9 protein-coding genes are annotated in these 17,684 nt (G+C 62.9%); 7 read left to right on the top strand and 2 right to left on the bottom strand.

The annotated features are described in order from the left end of the window. Positions 1-106 precede the first annotated feature (106 nt). The 7 genes from ACZRMO_RS18960 (at position 107) to ACZRMO_RS18930 (ending at position 12,051) form a co-directional block, all read left to right on the top strand. Entirely contained in the window at positions 107-2,908 is a 2,802-nt protein-coding gene (locus ACZRMO_RS18960) for an ATP-binding protein (protein WP_463973841.1), read from the top strand. Continuing rightward, positions 2,895-4,082 (top strand): response regulator cyclic di-GMP phosphodiesterase PvrR, encoded by a 1,188-nt coding sequence (gene pvrR / locus ACZRMO_RS18955; protein ID WP_463973840.1) that lies wholly within the window; start codon positions 2,895-2,897, stop codon positions 4,080-4,082. Before ACZRMO_RS18960 ends, pvrR begins: the two co-directional genes overlap by 14 nt. Before the next feature lie 68 nt (positions 4,083-4,150). Next, positions 4,151-7,324: a hybrid sensor histidine kinase/response regulator gene (locus ACZRMO_RS18950; protein ID WP_463973839.1), complete on the top strand. Its 3,174-nt coding sequence runs from the start codon at positions 4,151-4,153 to the stop codon at positions 7,322-7,324. A 6-nt stretch (positions 7,325-7,330) separates the two neighbouring features. Then, entirely contained in the window at positions 7,331-7,978 is a 648-nt protein-coding gene (locus ACZRMO_RS18945) for a response regulator (RefSeq protein ID WP_463973838.1), read from the top strand. Between the two features lie 98 nt (positions 7,979-8,076). Continuing rightward, positions 8,077-8,664, top strand: coding sequence for a fimbrial protein (locus tag ACZRMO_RS18940; protein WP_463973837.1), 588 nt, complete (start codon positions 8,077-8,079; stop codon positions 8,662-8,664). Positions 8,665-8,735: 71 nt separating this feature from the next. After that, positions 8,736-9,479 (top strand): fimbrial biogenesis chaperone, encoded by a 744-nt coding sequence (locus ACZRMO_RS18935; protein ID WP_463973836.1) that lies wholly within the window; start codon positions 8,736-8,738, stop codon positions 9,477-9,479. 85 nt (positions 9,480-9,564) lie between these two features. Then, positions 9,565-12,051 carry a fimbria/pilus outer membrane usher protein gene (locus tag ACZRMO_RS18930; RefSeq protein WP_463973835.1) on the top strand — a complete coding sequence of 829 codons (2,487 nt, stop codon included), beginning with the start codon at positions 9,565-9,567 and terminating at the stop codon, positions 12,049-12,051. Between the two features lie 176 nt (positions 12,052-12,227). On the opposite strand, the gene ACZRMO_RS18925 is transcribed toward ACZRMO_RS18930, so the two are convergent. Together ACZRMO_RS18925 and ACZRMO_RS18920 are read right to left on the bottom strand one after the other, a co-directional pair. After that, a complete protein-coding gene (locus tag ACZRMO_RS18925) occupies positions 12,228-15,899 on the bottom strand; it encodes a translocation/assembly module TamB domain-containing protein (RefSeq protein WP_463973834.1) in 3,672 nt (1,223 codons plus the stop codon). Further along, positions 15,899-17,626: an autotransporter assembly complex protein TamA gene (locus tag ACZRMO_RS18920; protein WP_463973833.1), complete on the bottom strand. Its 1,728-nt coding sequence runs from the start codon at positions 17,624-17,626 to the stop codon at positions 15,899-15,901. The genes ACZRMO_RS18925 and ACZRMO_RS18920 overlap by 1 nt, the downstream gene beginning before the upstream one ends. Positions 17,627-17,684 lie beyond the last annotated feature (58 nt).

Here is a 17,684-nt window from a genome sequence, read left to right as displayed (position 1 = left end):
AGGCAGCGAATGTCAAATGGAATAATTAGCTTGCTTGGTATTTCAGCGGGACGGTTCTAAGGATCGTCTGATTTCTCCTACACCCCCCCGTCCCTACAGTGCCGGGATGCGATTAAAGAACGTGCTCCACCAAATCAGCCCGGTCCTTTCCACGCCCTATGCCGCACGCCGCCTCTTGCGCGTGTTTGCCCTGGTGCTGCTGGTGGGCATTCTCGGCGGCGTGTACAGCTTCTTGCTGTTCACCTTCAACAATGAAGTCTCCCAGCGGCGCAGCTACATGAGCAGCGCCATCGCCGAGGCGCATACCTTTTTCACCACCCGCGAGGCGCTGCTGGAGAGCCTCAGCCTGTCGGCCACACGCAAGGCCGAAGTGAGCCTGCCGGTCTCCGATGAAGAAATCCGCCTGTTGCTGGGGCAAACGCCGGGCCGGCAATGGAGCATCTGGCTGACCCAGCGCATGCGCGATTATTTGCGGGCCAAGCAGCTCAACCTGCTGTATGTCAGCAGCGCCGCCCAGGTGTCGCGGCTGTACGACACCACCCCGGCGGCCGCCGACTTCCCCCCGGCTATGCTCGGCCAACTGCAAGCCCTCAAACATCAGGACGCCTTGCGCGAACTGTGGCTGACCCACGCCAGCGACGGCCACTCACAGCTGTACATCTTCATTCGCCTGGACGAGCGCGACCCGGAGTCCGGCTGGCTCGGCCTGGAAATGGACGACCGCGAAGTCTCCAACGCCCTGAACGACCACAGCGCCGGTGAGTTCACCATGTTCAATGCCCAGGGCATGCCGCTGTTCACCAACAGCCACAAGCCCCCGCCCGGGCAAAACCTGCCGCTGCTGCGGCAACAGGACTTCTTCGGCTTTGTCGGCAACGGCTGGTTGCCCGAGCAATTGGTGTTGCGCAAACAGCTGAAATCCTCGGACTGGCAACTCACCTACTCCATCGACCTGCGCGCGGTGCTCTGGGCCTTGTGGCCGCAGATCAGCGGTGCGCTGTTGTTCTGCCTGCTGAGCATCAGCCTGGTGTGCCTGCTGACCCGGCGCCTGGAACACCGCTTTATCAAACCGGCGATCCACCGCATCCAGGCGCTGGTGGAAAGCGAGCTGTTCAGCCGCGACGTGATCCAGACCGCCCCCGTGGCCCTCTGCGTGTTGCGCCGCACCGACGGCCAGGTCGTGCTGGAAAACACCCTCGCCCAACACTGGCTCGGCCAGAGCAGCGCACAACTCGGTGCTGGCTGGATCGATGGCGCCTTCGCCCCCACCGCGCCGTGCCTCACGGACTACTTCGAGACCGCCGATGGCCGCCATCTGTACCTGAGCTGCGCGCCCACGCGCTACAAAGGCGAAGACGTGTTGCTCTGCGCCTTCAGCGACATCAGCGCGCGCACCCAGATCGAAGCGGCGCTGGAACAGGCGCGCCAGGCCGCCGATACCGCCAACGAAGCCAAGACCCTGTTCCTCGCCACCATGAGCCATGAAATCCGCACCCCGCTCTACGGCGTGCTCGGCACCCTCGAACTGCTGGCCCGCACACGCCTGGACGCGCAACAGAAAAGCTACCTGCGCGCCATCGAAGGTTCCTCCGCGACCTTGCTGCAACTGATCTGCGATGTGCTGGACGTATCCAAGATCGAAGCCGGGCAACTGGCCCTGGAATTGAGCGAATTCTCCGTGCCGGCCTTGGTGCTGGAAGCGGTACAAGGCTACGCCGCCGCCGCGCACAGCAAGGGTTTGCAACTGTACGCCTGCCTCGACCCGCACGTGCCGGAACGGCTGATCGGCGACGTCAGCCGCGTTCGGCAGATCCTCAACAACCTGCTGAGCAACGCGGTCAAGTTCACCGACTCCGGGCGTGTGGTGCTGCGGGTCAAACTGCTCAGCCGCGAAGGCGAGCGGGTGTGCCTGCAATGGCAAGTCTCGGACACCGGCAAAGGCATTGCACCGGCCGACCAGGCGCTGATTTTCGAGCCGTTCTACCAGACCGAAGGCAACACCAACGTGGTCGCAGGCACCGGCCTGGGCCTGCCCATCTGCCTGCGCCTGACCCACTTGATGAACGGCACCCTGCGCACGGTCAGCGAGCCCGGCCTGGGCAGCAGTTTTTCCCTGACCCTGCCGTTGGAGCAACCCTGCGCCAGTGCAACGGCTGCGCACCTGAACGAGCTGGCGGCGGAGATCGTCTACGTGATTTCGCCGGTACGTGAACTGGCCGAGAGCGCCTGTGGCTGGTTGCGCCGCTGGGGCGCCCGCCCGCAGATCGGCGTGCCGTCCTGCCTGGCGCTGGCCGACAACGGCGTGCTCCTGGAGCTGCACCCCGGCCCCATCGAACCGTCCTTCAGCGCGCCCTGGCACGGGCCGCGGGTTATCGCCAGCGGCGAAGGGACGTTTGCCCCGCAGTTCACGGGCGGCGGCTGGAAGGTCAACCTCAATGATCTACACGCCATCCACCAAGCGGTTCACCAAGCCCAGGGCGGCCAGGTGGCCTTGCCGTCGGCGCCAGGCGACCTGCGTGACCTGCGCCCGTTGCACCTGCACATCCTGGTGGCCGAAGACAACGTGATCAACCAACTGATCCTGCGTGACCAACTCGAAGAGCTGGGCTGCACCGTGGTCTTGAGCAGCGATGGTGAAGAGGCCTTGTCACGCTGGCACGACGGCGCCTTCGACATCGTGCTCACCGACGTCAACATGCCCAGGCTCAACGGCTACGAACTGGCCGAAGCCCTGCGCAACCTGGGCTGCACCACCCCGATCATCGGCGCCACCGCCAACGCCCTGCGCGGTGAAGACGCCTTGTGCCTGGCGGCGGGCATGAACCAGTGCCTGGTCAAACCCTTTACGCTGCGAGCCTTGTTCAGTGCCTTGGCTCCCTACGAACGAGTCGTTTATGAAGCCCTGTAGCATCCTGATTGTCGAAGACCACCCCTTCCAACACTTGTATTTGCAGAACCTGTTCAACGAACTGGGGGATTTTCACCTGGAGTGCGCCAAGGATGGCGAGGAAGCCTTGGCCTGCCTGAAAAAGCGCGACTATGACCTGGTGCTCACCGACCTGTTGATGCCGGGCATGGACGGCGTGCAGTTTATCCAGGGCCTGGCCGCGCAACCCTCGCGACCGGCGCTGGCGATCATGAGCGCCGCCTCCCGGCGCATGCTGATGGGCGCCAGCCTGGTGGCGAGCAACCTGCAAGTGAAGGTCATCGGGCTGATTTCCAAACCGGTGAATGCCGCCGCCCTGCGCTGCCTGATCGACCAATTGCAGGCGCTGCGCCATATGGCACCGGCCGAGACCCAACCCGGCATTGATCGCCAGAGCCTGTTGAACGCCTTGGATAACGGCGAACTGCAAGCCTGGTTCCAACCCAAGAAAGCCCTGAACAATGGCCGCATCGTCGCCGCCGAAGCGCTGGTGCGCTGGATTCACCCCGAGCATGGCACGCTGCTGCCGGGGGCCTTCTTGCCCGCGCTGATCGCCTTCAACCTGGAAGAACGCTTGCTCTGGCGGATACTCGAACAGGCCATCGCCGCCCAGGCCACGTGGCGCCAAGAGGGTTATGACATCCCGGTCTCGGTCAACCTGCCCACCCACCTGCTCAACAGCCATGACCTGCCGGACCGCATCCTCGCCTTCGTCCACGCCCATGAAGGCCTGCCCGCGCGGATCTGCTTCGAACTGATGGAATGCTCGGTGCCCGATGACATCAGCAACTTCTACGCCGGCGCCTGCCGCTTGCGCATCAAGGGTTTCGGCCTGTCCCAGGACGACTTCGGCAAGGGCTACAGTTCGTACATGAACCTGGTGTCGGCGCCGTTTACCGAATTGAAGATCGACCGCGCGCTGGTACAGGGCTGTAATGCCAACGAAGAAATGGCCCAGGCACTCACCAGTATTGTCAGCCTCGGGCGCCAATTGGGCCTGACCGTGGTGGCCGAAGGTGTGGAAACTGCGCAAGAACTTGCGCTGTTGCGTAAGATCGACTGCACTCAGGTCCAGGGTTTCCTGATCTCCCACGCCGTGTCTTCGGATCAGTTCCAGCAGTTGCTGACCCATGACGGGCCGGCAAACGCATATTGACCCGCAGCAGGCTGTTGACGTACGTCGCTTGCCACCGAGGTCATTGTGTCCAAAGGCTGTCCTTTCTGATGCCGCATCCCAACGCCTTCCTGGAGAAGCTGGCGCGCAGTTCGTTGCGCCTGAACAAAGGCCTGATGGTGCTCGGCGCCCTGGTGCTGCTGTTGCTGGGCATCAGTTACCTGGGGGTGCAGCGGGTGATTGAGGAACAGCGCGACACCTTCCAGTTTCACTTCGCGCGGCTGATGGAAAATATCCAGGAACAGGAAGTCTTCCTGCAGGACATCTCGCGGGAAAGCGTCAAGGACAAACTGAACCCCTCGGCCATGCTGCCGCCCTATATCCAAAAGCCATTGCCCGAGGAAGGACCGAACATCTATGAAGGCCGAGGACTGCCGCTCTCCCTGCCCTATAGCCTGAAAGTCAACCCGGACAAGATTGCCGCCGAGCAATACCCCAAGGTCTTCGCCCTCGGCACCTACCTGGCGGCCTACTACAGCGCCTTCTGGGCGGAGTCGCACTACCAATCGCCCCAAGTGATCCTGCTCAATGGCCCGGACAACTATGACGTGACCGTGCCCGCCTCCGGACGCTTGCGTGGCGCGGGGCAGAACGAGATCGGCGTGCTGGTCGAGGCCATGACCCAACTGAACGAGCGCCTGCATGTACAGCACGCCTCGCAGACAGACCATCAGGTGCATTGGCAACCCTACGCAGACGACAACGGCACGCCCACCCTCCTGGCCTACGTGCATATCAACCTGGCTTCCACCGCCCTGAGCATCGAGGGCGCCAATACCTGGGTAGTCGTGGCTTCGCAGCTAAAACTCGCGCAAGTCAACAATATCGAGCGGTTGATGCAGTGGTCGATCTACGATGATTTCACCTTGATCACCCCCGCCGGCACGGCCCTGACGGGCACCCTCAAGCCTGGCCAGGTGCTGCATGAAGGCATCAACTTCACCCGTGACGGCCTGGTGTTCAAGCTGATCAGCGCCGGCGCGCAGCACTGGACCGCGATCTACGTCATCAGCATGGCGAGCTTCCTCGACTTCGCGCTGTGGCCCTTGCTGTGCCTGGCGGCCCTGGTGCTGGCGGCGCTGGCTTGCAGCCGGGTGGTCAACCGCTGGTACACCGCCAAGGTGGTGCTGCCCGCCCAGCACGCACACGCCAGCATCGCCGAGAGCGAAGCGTTCGGCCGCGCGGTGATCGACACCGCGCCCACCGGGCTGTGCGTGATCCGCCGCGACGATCACCGCGTACTTCTGGAGAACCAACGCGCTCAACAGTGGCACGACACCCGCCAATTGATCGAGTTGCTCCAGCAACAGCCACCCACCCAACCTGGCCAGGCGCACTTGGAGATCGACGGCCGCCACCTGCACGTGGCCTTCGTGCCCACCCGTTACCAGGGCGAGGACGCCTGGCTGTGTGCGCTGCATGATGTGACCCGGCATATCGAAGACGCCGCCGCCCTGGAAGACGCGCGCCACGCTGCCGACTCGGCGAACCAGGCCAAGAGCCGCTTCTTGGCGACCATGAGCCATGAGATCCGCACCCCGTTGTACGGTGTGCTGGGCACCCTGGAATTGCTCGGCCTCACCCCACTCGCCCCGCGCCAGCAGGATTACCTGCACACCATCCAGCGCTCCTCGGCCACCCTGTTTCAACTGATCAGCGACGTGCTGGATGTGTCGAAGATCGAGGCCGGGCAGATGACCCTTGAACTCCAGGACTTCTGCCCGCTGGAGCTGATCGAAGACAGCGTGCGCACCTACAGCGCCTTCGCTCAGGCCAAGGGCCTGCAACTGTATGCCTGCATCGACCCGGCGCTGCCCAACCGGCTGCGCGGCGACCCGCTGCGCATTCGCCAGATCCTCAATAACCTGCTGAGTAATGCGATCAAGTTCACCGATTACGGCCGCGTGGTGCTGCGGGTACGGGTGGCGGAACAGGCGGACGACCAGGTGAACCTGCAGTGGCAAGTGAGTGACTCGGGCGTCGGCATTTCCCAGGAACAACAGCAACAACTGTTCGACCCGTTCTATCAGGTCAACGATGCCACCAGCCAGGCCGGCGCCGGGTTGGGCCTGGCGATCTGCAAATGGTTGTGTGAGTTGATGCACGGCCAGTTGAACCTGGTCAGCGAGCCCGGGCTGGGCAGCAGTTTTACCCTGCAACTCACGTTGGCAGTGGTGCCGGGCGACTTGGCTGACTGTCCCGTGTTCAGCGCGGGAGCACCCGCCGTCTACGTACGCGCCCCGATCACCGAACTGGCGCAGCACGTCACGGGCTGGCTCAACCGCCTCGGCCTCGACAGCCGCCTCGTGACGGCTGAACCCGCGCCCGACTCGGCGTTGCTGGTGGACCTGCTACCCGCCGCCAACAGCCCCGCCTGGCCGGGGCCACGGGTCATCGCCGAACCCGGCGGGCCGAACCCCGCGCAACACCGGGAGGCAGATTGGGCCGTCGACGCCCATGACATCCGTGCAATGGCCTGGGCGATTGACCTGGCGCAGCAAGGCGCCAACCCCAACCGCCCCGCGCCGTCGGCCAAGCACCACGACCTGAACCTGCACGTGCTGGTGGCCGAAGACAACGCGATCAACGCGGCGATCATCCAGGAACAACTGGAAGCCCTGGGCTGCGCGGTGACGCTGACCGCCAACGGCGAACAGGCCCTGGCCCAATGGCTGCCGGGACGATTCGACCTGGTCCTCACCGACGTCAACATGCCCGTGATGAACGGCTACCAATTGACCGAAGCCCTGCGTCGGCAAGACGCCACGCTGCCGATTATCGGCATCACCGCCAACGCCCTGCGCGAAGAAGGCGAGCGCTGCGCCGCCGTCGGCATGAATGCCTGGATGGTCAAGCCGCTGAACCTCGCCACCTTGCGCGCGCAGTTGGAGCAACATTGCCAGATCGCCCTGCCGGCGCCCGTCGAGCTGCCACAGCTGTCGCCGAAAATGCGTGAGTTGTTTGTCAGCACCCTGCGCCAGGACGTGCACGCGACCCTGGCGGCGATGAACCTGAACGATGCCAACGGCGTGGCCCAGCATCTGCACAGCATGGCCGGCGCCCTCGGTGCGGTGCAAATGGGCGCCATGGCCACGGCATTTGTCGCGTTGGAGTGCCGCTTGACCGGCATGGCCATCACTCCTGCCCTGGCCCTTGAGGTCCGGCAGAACATGGCTCAACTGAATGCTCTACTCGATGCCCTCGAATCATTTCACTCTGGATAAACACCCATGGAAATCCTCAACGTAGTCATCGCAGACGATCACCCCATCGTGCTGGTCGGGGTCAGGGAGCTGATCGAGCGCAATGAGCGCTTTCGCGTGGTCGGCGAGGCCGTGTGCTCCAGCGCATTGATCAGCCTGCTGGAGTCCACCCCCGTGGACCTGGTGATCACCGACTTCAATATGCCCGGCGATTCGCCCTACGGTGACGGCCTGAAACTGGTGGAGTACCTGACGCGGCACTTCCCCCAGGTGCGGGTGCTGGTGCTGACCATGATCTCGAACCCGTTGATCCTGACGCGCCTGCAAGAACTCGGGGTATTGGCGGTGATCCAGAAGCACCAGTTGCACGACGAGATCCAGGCAGCGCTCAAGGCGATTGCCCGGGGCAACCCGATTCGCAACAGCGGGCCGGCGCCCACATCAGTGATCGAGTCTGGCGCGGACTTGAATGAACGCTTCACCCGGTTGTCACCCAAGGAACATGAAATCCTGCGTTTATTCGTGGGTGGGCAAAGTGTCAATGAGATCGCCCGCAACTTGAACCGCAGTGCCAAGACCATCAGCACTCAGAAAGTGGCGGCGATGCGCAAGTTGGAAGTTAGCAGTGACCGGGACTTATTGGCTTATTGTATCGAGCGCAACTTATTCAACTAGTTATTGTTTGGACCTTTTGACTTCTAAGGATCGTCTTATGTCCAACTAAGCAGCCGCGCTATATCGTGTTGTTTCAACTCCCTGTATGGAAAAACAACATGAAACAGCTTTCTCGGACACTGATGGCCCTGTCGATCTTCGCCGCTGGCCATGCGTTCGCCGCCGAACCTGGCACACCGACCAAGGCCGGTAGCGGTACCATCAACTTCACCGGTTCCATCAACAACGATGCCTGCTCCGTTGAAGGCATCGGCTTGAACAAAACCATCTCGGTCAACATGGGCGAAGTGTCGATCAAAGACATGGGCACCGCCACCGCACCGAAAGGCAGCGGCACCCTGAGCGCCGAGAACTTCGACATGAAGATCAGCTGCAACGCCGGCACCAAAGTGGCGATGTTGTTCGAACCAAACAAAGGCGCAGGCACGGGCGTTGTGACCGGTACCAAGGTACTGAAACTGATCGACGGCCTGGGCGCCGCCAAGAACGTCGGTATCGCCCTGCTCGACGCCAATGGCGCACTTATCGACCTGAGCACGCCGGCCACCGCGAAGATCGAAAACACCCTGCAAGACAGCAACACCACGCTGAAATTCTCGGCCGCCTACGTCACCACCGCTGATGCAGCAACGGCCGTGGCCGGCCGTGGCGACGCGACCCTGCCGTTCACCCTGCAATACGAATAATCCGCGCGAACCCCAGGCGCAGTGCAGGGCCCTGCGGCCCTGCACTTTCATCAAACAGCGCGGTAGTCATCATGTTTAAACGTCACTCCCTGTCCCTCTGCATGGGCCTGTTGGGCCTGCTCGCGGCCAGCCAGGCCACAGCGGGCATTTCATTGAGCAGCACACGCCTGATCTTCGACGGTAGCCACAAGGAAGCCGGTATCACCGTGCGTAACAACGGCGAAGCGGTGCTGATCCAGTCATGGGTCGATACCGACAACACCCCGAACGCACCGTTTGCCGTCACCCCGCCCCTGGCGCGGGTCAACGGCCTGGAGCAACAACTGTTGCGGGTCATCTACGAAGGCGCAGGCATGCCCGCCGACCGTGAATCGGTGGTGTGGCTCAACGTGCAGGAAATCCCCCAGGCATCGAAAGTGCAGAACACCTTGCAGCTTGCCGTGCGCCAGCGCATCAAAGTGTTCTTCCGCCCTGCGGGCATGAAGAACGAGGCCTACCTGGCACCGACCGAGCTGATGTGGAGCCTGGCCGAGCGTGCCGGCAAGCCGGTGCTGGTGGTGACCAACCCGGGCCTGTACCACGTGTCAATTGCCGAAATCACTCTGCAAGCCGGCGGCGTCAAAGAACACCCTTTTGATTCGATGATGATCGCGCCCGGCGAACAAAAAGAGTTCCCCCTCAAACAACTAAGCCGGAACAGTTCGCCAATATTGTTGTTCAGCAGCATTAATGACTATGGCGCACAAGACCGCTATACCGCACAACTTTCAAGCAGCGCCGACAGCCGCGCCACGTTGAATAAAGAATCGCCATAACCCGTCTGCCAGTCTGGCAAACGCACTTTCACTGTATTTCTCTTCGCTCCGTTAGTTCGTATCGGAGGTGATATAGGGTTCCTGCATGTTTTTAATCAAGCGCAATGGATGGTCGCCGCTGCTGGTTGCCCTGGGTTTCAGCACCGCGTGCCAGGCCGAAGGCGATGAACAGTTCAACACCTCCTTTCTGCAAGGCGCGGGCTCCTCGGTCGATCTGCAATCGTTGCTGGCCAGTAGCAACGTATTACCCGGTAACTACCGGGTGGACTTGTATGGCAACGAAACCCTGGTGGGCCGTCGCGATATCGACTTCCGCCGCAACCCCGGCAACGGCAGGATCGAGGCCTGTCTGACCCTGGACATGGTGCAACAACTGGGTGTCGATATCGCCAAGCTACAGGCCAGCGGCAAGCTCGAAGGCAGCGACCCTGACGCCTGCCTCGACCTGCCCACGTTGATCCCCGGCGCCAGCATGCGCTACGACGTGCCGCGCCTGCGCCTGTTGGTGAGTGTGCCGCAGATCGCCATGGAGCGCGGCCGCCGTGGCTACGTGGACCCAGCGCTGTGGGATGCCGGCGTGTCGGCGGCGTTTATCAACTACCAGTTGAGCAGCAACCGCAACAGCACCGAGGGGCAAAACACCCTGTCCAACAACCTCGGCCTGCGTAACGGTATCAACCTGGGCGGCTGGCGCTTGCGCAACGAGTCGAACTTCAACAGCAGCACCGACCGCCCGAGCACGTTCAAGAGCAACCGCACCTACGTGCAACACGATGTGACCGCGTTGAAGGGCCAGTTCAGCGCCGGGGATATTTTCTCCGACGCCGACCTGTTCGACAGCGTGCGCTATCGCGGAGTCAAGCTGGGCTCCGACGACGGCATGCGCGCCGACAGCGAGCGCGGCTATGCGCCGATCATCCGCGGTATCGCGCAAACCAGCGCCACCGTGGAGATCCGCCAGAACAACTACATCCTCTACACCGCCAACGTGCCGCCGGGCCCGTTCGAGATCAGCGACATCTACCCCAGCGGCTCCAACGGCGACCTTGAAATCACCGTGATCGAAGCCGATGGCAGCCGCCGGGTCACGGTGCAGGCGTTTTCCAGCCTGCCGATCATGGTGCGCGAAGGCCAACTCAAATACAGCCTGTCGGCGGGCCAATACAACAGCAACAGCGACGGGCAACAGTCGCCACAGTTTGTCAGCAGCACCCTGGCCTACGGCATCAGCAGCAACTTGTCCGGCATCGTCGGCGTGCAGGCCAGCCAGGACTTCCAGGCGATGTCCGTGGGTGTCGGGCGCAACACGCCGATCGGCGCCGTGTCGCTGGACATGACCCACTCCGCCAGCCGCACCTTCGGCCAGGCCGTCACGGGTAACAGCCTGCGCGCCTTGTATGCCAAGACGTTTACCGGCACCGACACCAGCTTCACCCTCGCCGCCTACCGCTACTCCACCGAGGGCTATCGCACCCTCACCGAACACGTCGAGGAGCTGAGCAGCGACGGCCAACGGCGCACCGGCAACTCGAAAACCCGCACTGACCTCACCGTCAACCAGAGCCTGGGCCGCAACCAGCAATTGGGCAGCGTCTATGTGAATGCCAGCGACCAGCGCTACTGGAGCCGTGGCGGCTCGCAAAGTCTGTCGGCGGGCTACAGCAACTACTGGGGACAGGTGAGTTACAACATTGGCGCCACCTACACCAAGGATGTGGGCAACGCCGGGCCGTCGAACAATGACACCCTGGTCAACCTGTCACTGTCGTTTCCACTCGGTTCGACCCCGCGCGCGCCGAGGGCGTTTGTCTCCTCCAGCACGCAGAAAAACAACGACACCACCCAAGTGGGCGTCAACGGCTACCTGACCGAAAACAGCGACACTTACTACTCGCTGCAAGGGGGTAACAGCAGCACCGGTGGCAGCACCGGTTCGGCCAACCTCAGCACCCGCACCACGGTGGCAGATATCAGCGCCAGTTACAGCCAGGGCCGTGGGTACAACTCACAGAGCCTTAATGTGGCCGGCTCGGTGGTGGGTCACGGCGGCGGGATCAACCTGGGGCAAACCGTGGGCGAAACCTTTGCGCTGGCGCAAGTCGAAGGCGTGAGCGGGGTGAAGATCGGCAGTTTTTCCGGGGCCAAGACCGGCAGCAATGGCTATGCGGTAGTGCCCAATGCGCAACCCTATCGGGTCAACTGGATCAGCCTCGACACCCGCGACCTGGGCGCCGATATCGAGATCGACAACGCCACCCAACAAGTGGTGCCACGCCGCGGTGCCGTGGTGTTGGCGCGGTATGTCAGCAAGACCGGGCGACGTGTGCAGTTCGCGCTGTTCGATGCACAGCAGCAGCCGATCCCGTTTGGTGCTTCGCTGGAAGACAGTGCGGGCAAGCAGATGGCGATTTCCGATCCCAACGGCAAGGCGCTGGCCTTGGTTGAGCAGGATACGGGCACGCTGGTGATCAAGTGGGGGGAGGAGCAGTGCCGGGCGAGCTATGCGCTGGGGGAACGCAACAAGGCGCTGAACTATGAGCGGGTGGACTTGAGGTGCGCCCCGCAACCCTGAAGCCACCACAGTTTGATCGTTCCCACGCTCTGCGTGGGAATACATCCCTAGACGCTCTGCGTCCGCTCTTGAAGGCTTGACGCAGAGCGTCACCGGCGGCATTCCCACGCAGAGCGTGGGAACGATCAACTGTGGGAGCTGGCTAACCAGCTCCCACATTTTTTACTGCATAAGGCTCAGAAGTCGCGTTTGTAGAAGATATCCAGCGAACTGGCCACGCCACTCGCCACTTCCAGATACACCTTCTTGCTCAACAAATACCGCAGCGCAATCGTGCTCGCCGGTTCAAACACCCCCACCCCGTAACGCAGGCTGAGCTTCTCGGTAATCTTGCCGCTGGCCACCACCGCCGTGTTGGTCCCGCTGCCTTGGGTGTCGAGCTCAAAGTCCTGGATACCGAGGTTCTTCGCCAGGTCCGAGGTGACCCCGGCGCTGCCGATCAAGCCCAGGCCCAGTGCGGCTTGGGCAAGCATATTGTTGTCTTCGCCGGTTGTGGTCAGCGGACGCCCCAGCACCAGGTAGGACAACGCCTGCTCCTGGCTCATGGCCGGTTCGGAGAAGATTTGTGTGGTGGGTTGCTCGGCGCTGCCGCTCAAGCGGATACCGGCGATGATGTCGTCGGTCTTGCGGATCGCTTCGATGTCCAGGTACGGCTGGTCCAGGGGGCCGGCGAACAACAGGCGCGCGCGGCGCACGTCGAGCTTCTGGCCGTAGGCGCGGTAGCGGCCGTCGTTGAGCCACAGCTCGCCACGGGTGTCGAGGTTGTCGCCGATATGCACATGGCCCTGCACCTTGGCGGTGAGGCCAAAGCCCGAGAAGTTGAGCTTGTCTTCGCCCACCACCACGTCGATGTCCATTGCCATGGCCATCGCCGGCTTACCCTCTTCGGTCTGGCTGCCGATGATCACGGTGTCGTCGGAGACCTTGACCGTAGACGGCGGCAGCTCACGCACGGTGATATCGCCACGCGGGATGTGCACCTTGCCGGCGATGGCCAGTTTGTCGTCCTTGAGGCTGATCTTCAGGTCGGGCGCCACTTCCAGCACGGCATAGGGTTCCACCGTCACCGGCAGTTGCGCGCCCTGCAGGCTGAGGTCCACCGCCAGGGCGCGGCCCCAGTCGATCTGCCCCTTGAGACTGCCCTGCCCGGCCTTGCCGCTGCGCCAGGCGCCATTGAGCTGCACGCTCTCGCCGGCAATCAGCGCCTGCACGTTGAGGCCTTCCAGGCTGATGGGCAGTTCAGGCCCGGAGACCTCGCCGCCCACCAGGTTGATGTTGCCGTTGACCAGCGGCGCCAACAGGCCACCACTGATGCGCCCGTTGCCGTTGAGCTTGCCGCTGAGGGTTTCCACCATCGGCACAAACGGCCGCGCCACGGCGAGATCGAGGCCGACCAGGCTGAAATTGCCGGTGATCGGTTTGTTCTTCGGCAGCGGGTTGATCTGCGCCTGCACCATCAGTTCGCCGAGTTTGCCGCCACGGAAGTTCAGCTGGGTGTCAATGCGTTTTGGGTTGAGGGTGGTTTCCAGCTTCAGGGTGTCGTAGGGGAAGTCCAGCCACTGGTCCTTGTCCTTGACGCGCAAGGTGCCGCCGCTGGCGTCCACCGCAACCACGCCCTTGGGGCCGCTGTCGGGCAGGTCCAATTGCAGGTCGGCGTTGAGCTTGCCTTGCCACGCGAAGTCCTTGGGCAAAAACGCCGCCAGGCTGTCGATGGGGAATTGCTTGAGGTGGTAACGCAGCTTCGGCTCAGGCATCAGGCGCTGGTCTTCGCCACACAGGCTGGCCGGGCCGGACACCCAGCAGTGCGCGGAGAACGTCAGCTTGCCGTCGGCCATGTAGTCGATTTTCGCCGGGGCTTGCAGCTTCCAGTCCTGGCCACCGGCTTGCACATCGCCACTGGCGAGGCGCCCGCGCCAGTTGCCTTTGTCGAGATTGCCGTCCAACGCCAGGGCCAGCTTGACCAGCGGGCCGGCCAGGTCCAGTTGGACCTTCTGGTTCTTGATGTCGCCTGCGGCGCTGGCGGTCAGGGTGCCGACCTGGGTCTCGCCGGCTTGAATGCCGCTGCCCTTGAGGTCGATCTTCGCGCGCTGGGCGCTGTCCAACGTGGCGTCGAGGTTCAGGCTTTGCAGACGATTGTCGGCAAACGCCAGTTGCTGGCCCTTGAGGCCGAGCTTGCCTTGCGGCGCCTTGAGGCTGCCGGCGACGTCGAGGCGCCCGTTGATTTGCCCGCGCAACTGCGGCCACAACTGGGCCAGGCGCGCGAGCTTGATGTCGATCTGCCCGGCCAGGCGTTGTTGCAGGCTGCCACTGCCGTTGATGCGGTTGTCGCCCAGGCGGATGTCCAGGTTGGCCAAGGTCCACTGCTCACCGGCACCTTCGGCCTTGGCCGCAAGCACGGCGGTTTGCCCGCGCAGGCGGCCCTTGAGGTCGAGGTCGGCGTTCAGCTTGAGCTGCTCGTTCTTCAACTCGCCCTTGCTGCGCAGCGGCCCGGCGAGGGTACCGGGCAGTTCCGCGACCCAGTACGCCGGGTTCAGCGCCGACAGGTCGAGTGCGGTGTCCCAGGCGATGCCATCGGCGAACTGCACATTCAAGTGGCCCTCAGCCTTGCCTTGACCGGCGGTGAGCTTCAGCTCGGGCAGGAAGATTTGCTTGAGATCGCCGCTGAACGGCGTGACCACGTTGAACTTGCCGGCCGGGCCGTCGAGGTCGGCCTTGAGGTTGCCCAGGTAGTTGCCGTCTTTGTACGAAATCTCACCATTGAAAGTACGCAGCGTGACTTGCGGCTCGTCGATCAGCGGATACAGACGGTGCCAGGGAAAATCCAGCCAATCGATCTTGGCATCGGCGCTGAAACCTTGCTGCCAATCCAGTTGGGCGCTGAGCTTGAGGCTTTGCTTGTCGCCGGCCGTCAGGTCCAGGCCGGCGATCTGCGCGCCCTTGGCGTCGACCCGGCCTTGCAGCAGCAAATCCACCGGGCCGTTTTCCGCAGGGAGTACGGCCTTGCCCAGCAGTTGGTAACCGCTTTTCAGGTCGCCTTTGGCTGTGAGGTCCAGTTGATTGAGTTGCAGCGTGTCAGGCAAGTCGGCGCTGGCTTTGAAGCCATCGGCGGTGATGTGCACCTGGGCCGGGAGGTTGTCCGCCAGGGGTTGCAGCTCGCCTTTGAGCTTGGCGGGCAGGTAGCCGCTGCTGTCGGCGTCGAGCTTGAGGGTCTTGAGCAGGTCGCCGTCGACTTTCAGCGCGACAGTCCACGGCGCGCCGCCGGGTGCGTAAGGCAGGCTCAGGTTACCGGTGGCGCTCAGCGGCCAGTCGCCAGTGGGTTGCAGCAGGCCCGCCAGGTCCAGGACCAGATCGTCGCGTTGCAGGTGCACTGAATCGATCTGCATGCCAGCGGCAGTCCAGTGCGCAGCCAGTTGCAGGCCCTTGAGTTCTTCGCTGCCGTTGAACAGCAGGCTGCCGACGCGAACGTCGCCCAACTGGATCGCCACGGGCAGTTTCAACTCGGGCAATTGGATCGGCCCGCTGCTCTCCTCGGTGGAGGGTGGAAATTGCAGGCTGACCTGCTCCACGTCCAGTTGGTTGACACACAAGGTCATGCGCAACAGGCACGCGGGCGACCAATCCAATGTCGGCGCCTTGAGCTCGACGCGGCTGCTGTCCTGTTGCCACAGCAGGTGATCTGCACTCCAGCGTCCCCCCAAATGGCCTTGGAAATTCTCCACGCTCAAGCCCGGCACACGGCCCAAGGCCCAGCGGCTGCCCGCCTGGGTGCCGAGTACCGCCCACAGTGCCAGCAACAGCACGGCGAGGATTGCCACCACGGCCAGCCCCGCTATTTTCACACCACGCATCACAACTCAGGCCCCATGGAAAAGTGCAATCGAACGCCGCCCGGATCTTCGAGGGCATGCGCCAGGTCGAGGCGGATCGGCCCCACCGGCGAGACCCAGCGAATACCCACGCCCACGCCGGTTTTCAGGCTGGGCAGTTCCAGGCTGTTAAAGGAGTTGCCTTGGTCGATAAAGGTTGCGATTCGCCATTTCTCGGCGATGGAATATTGATACTCGGCGCTGACGGCCACCATGTAGCGACCACCAATGCGGTCGCCCCGGTCGTTCTCGGGCGACAGGGTCTGGTACTCGTAGCCGCGCACGCTCTGGTCGCCACCGGCAAAGAAGCGCAGCGACGGCGGCACCGATTTGTAGCCATTGGTGGCACTGCCGCCCACCTGCGCACGGGCGAGGAAGCGATGGTTGTCCCACAAGGTGGTCAGGCCTTTGATCATGGCCGTGCCATAAAGCAGGTTGGTGTCGGAGCCCAGGCCCTCTTTGGCCACCTTGGAATCAAATTGCAGGCGGTAGCCGTTATGCGGGTCGATGCGGTTGTCGCTGCGCAGGTAGGAATAGCTGATGCCCGGCATCACCAGGTTGCTGAGGCCGGAGTCATTGCCCAGGCGATATTCTTCGCGCTGGTATTTGAGCGAGATTACCCGGGTCCAGCCGCTGGGCAACTTGCTGTGCCATTCGGGGCCGAGGGTGAGCAATTTACTCAGGGTGTCGGTGTTGGCCAGTTCTTCGTTCTGGTAACCACCGGCGAAGCGCAGTTTGTCGGTGAGCGGTGGGTCGAGCGGGATGTCGTACCACAGGCCGACGTTCTGGCGCGGCGCCGACAGTTCGGCCTCCCAGCCATAGCTGTGGCCCTGGGGGTTGACCCAGTGCCGGGTCCAGTTGGCCTTGCCGCGCGGGCCGACGTCGGTCGAGTAGCCCAGGCCCAGGCCCATGGTGCGCGGCTTGCGGGTTTCCAGTTGCACGGCCACCGGGATCACATCATTGGTTGAGGCGGCGGGTGCGGCGTCCACGCGCACGCCTTCGAAAAAGCCGCTGGCTTGCAGGTTCTGGTTGAGTTCGGCGATCAGTTCGGAGTCGTAGGGGGCGCCACTTTTGAACGGCACCATGCGTTGCAGCAGTTCGTCATCAAACGGCGTGTCGCCCTTGAAGTTGACCTGGCCCAAGGTGTAGCGCGGGCCGCTGTCGTAGATCAGTTCGATATCGGCCACGCCTGCCTGCGGGTCCACTGCCAGTTTCTGGCTGGTAAAGCGCCCGCTGAAGAAACCGTAGCGTGAGGCCTGGTTCTGGATCAGACGCTTGGCGTCTTCGTAATGGCCGTGGTTGAGCACGGCGCCGGATTTGAGGTCGTCGCTGGTGGGCACGCGAAACGCCTTGAGGTTGGCGGCCTGGCCGTCCACCCGAATGGTCACGTTGCGCAAATGCACCGGCTCGCCGGGGTCGATGGTGAGGATCAGGCGCGGGTTCTTGCCGCCCTTCACGTCACTCTCGATCTGTGGCTGATAGAAACCCAGAGCCTGGGCCGCTTTACGCGCCTGCTCCTCGGCGCCACGGCTGAACCGCAGCAACGCTTCTTCATCACGATCGCCCACCCCGCCGATATAGCCTTCGATGTTGGCTTTCAACGCGTCGTTTGAGGGTTTGATGCGCACGTCCAGTTCGCTTTGCGCCAAGGCGCTGCAGCTTGTGAACAGCAGAATCAAGCCGCTGGTACATCTTCCTGGAAACTTCATAGGCGGGGATGCTACACGAGCCGGGGAGATTCTTTGAACCCGGATTTATCTGAATAAT

It is taken from the genome of Pseudomonas sp. B611 (assembly GCF_055407965.1).
This window is presented reverse-complemented; position numbering and strand designations above follow the sequence as displayed.

What these genes read in the sequence shown, in the direction of transcription:
- ACZRMO_RS18960 (WP_463973841.1), top strand. Translation starts at nt 107, where the DNA reads ATGCGATTAAAGAACGTGCTCCACCAAATCAGCCCGGTCCTTTCCACG.
- pvrR (WP_463973840.1), top strand. Translation starts at nt 2,895, where the DNA reads ATGAAGCCCTGTAGCATCCTGATTGTCGAAGACCACCCCTTCCAACAC.
- ACZRMO_RS18950 (WP_463973839.1), top strand. Translation starts at nt 4,151, where the DNA reads ATGCCGCATCCCAACGCCTTCCTGGAGAAGCTGGCGCGCAGTTCGTTG.
- ACZRMO_RS18945 (WP_463973838.1), top strand. Translation starts at nt 7,331, where the DNA reads ATGGAAATCCTCAACGTAGTCATCGCAGACGATCACCCCATCGTGCTG.
- ACZRMO_RS18940 (WP_463973837.1), top strand. Translation starts at nt 8,077, where the DNA reads ATGAAACAGCTTTCTCGGACACTGATGGCCCTGTCGATCTTCGCCGCT.
- ACZRMO_RS18935 (WP_463973836.1), top strand. Translation starts at nt 8,736, where the DNA reads ATGTTTAAACGTCACTCCCTGTCCCTCTGCATGGGCCTGTTGGGCCTG.
- ACZRMO_RS18930 (WP_463973835.1), top strand. Translation starts at nt 9,565, where the DNA reads ATGTTTTTAATCAAGCGCAATGGATGGTCGCCGCTGCTGGTTGCCCTG.
- ACZRMO_RS18925 (WP_463973834.1), bottom strand. Translation starts at nt 15,899, where the DNA reads ATGCGTGGTGTGAAAATAGCGGGGCTGGCCGTGGTGGCAATCCTCGCC.
- ACZRMO_RS18920 (WP_463973833.1), bottom strand. Translation starts at nt 17,626, where the DNA reads ATGAAGTTTCCAGGAAGATGTACCAGCGGCTTGATTCTGCTGTTCACA.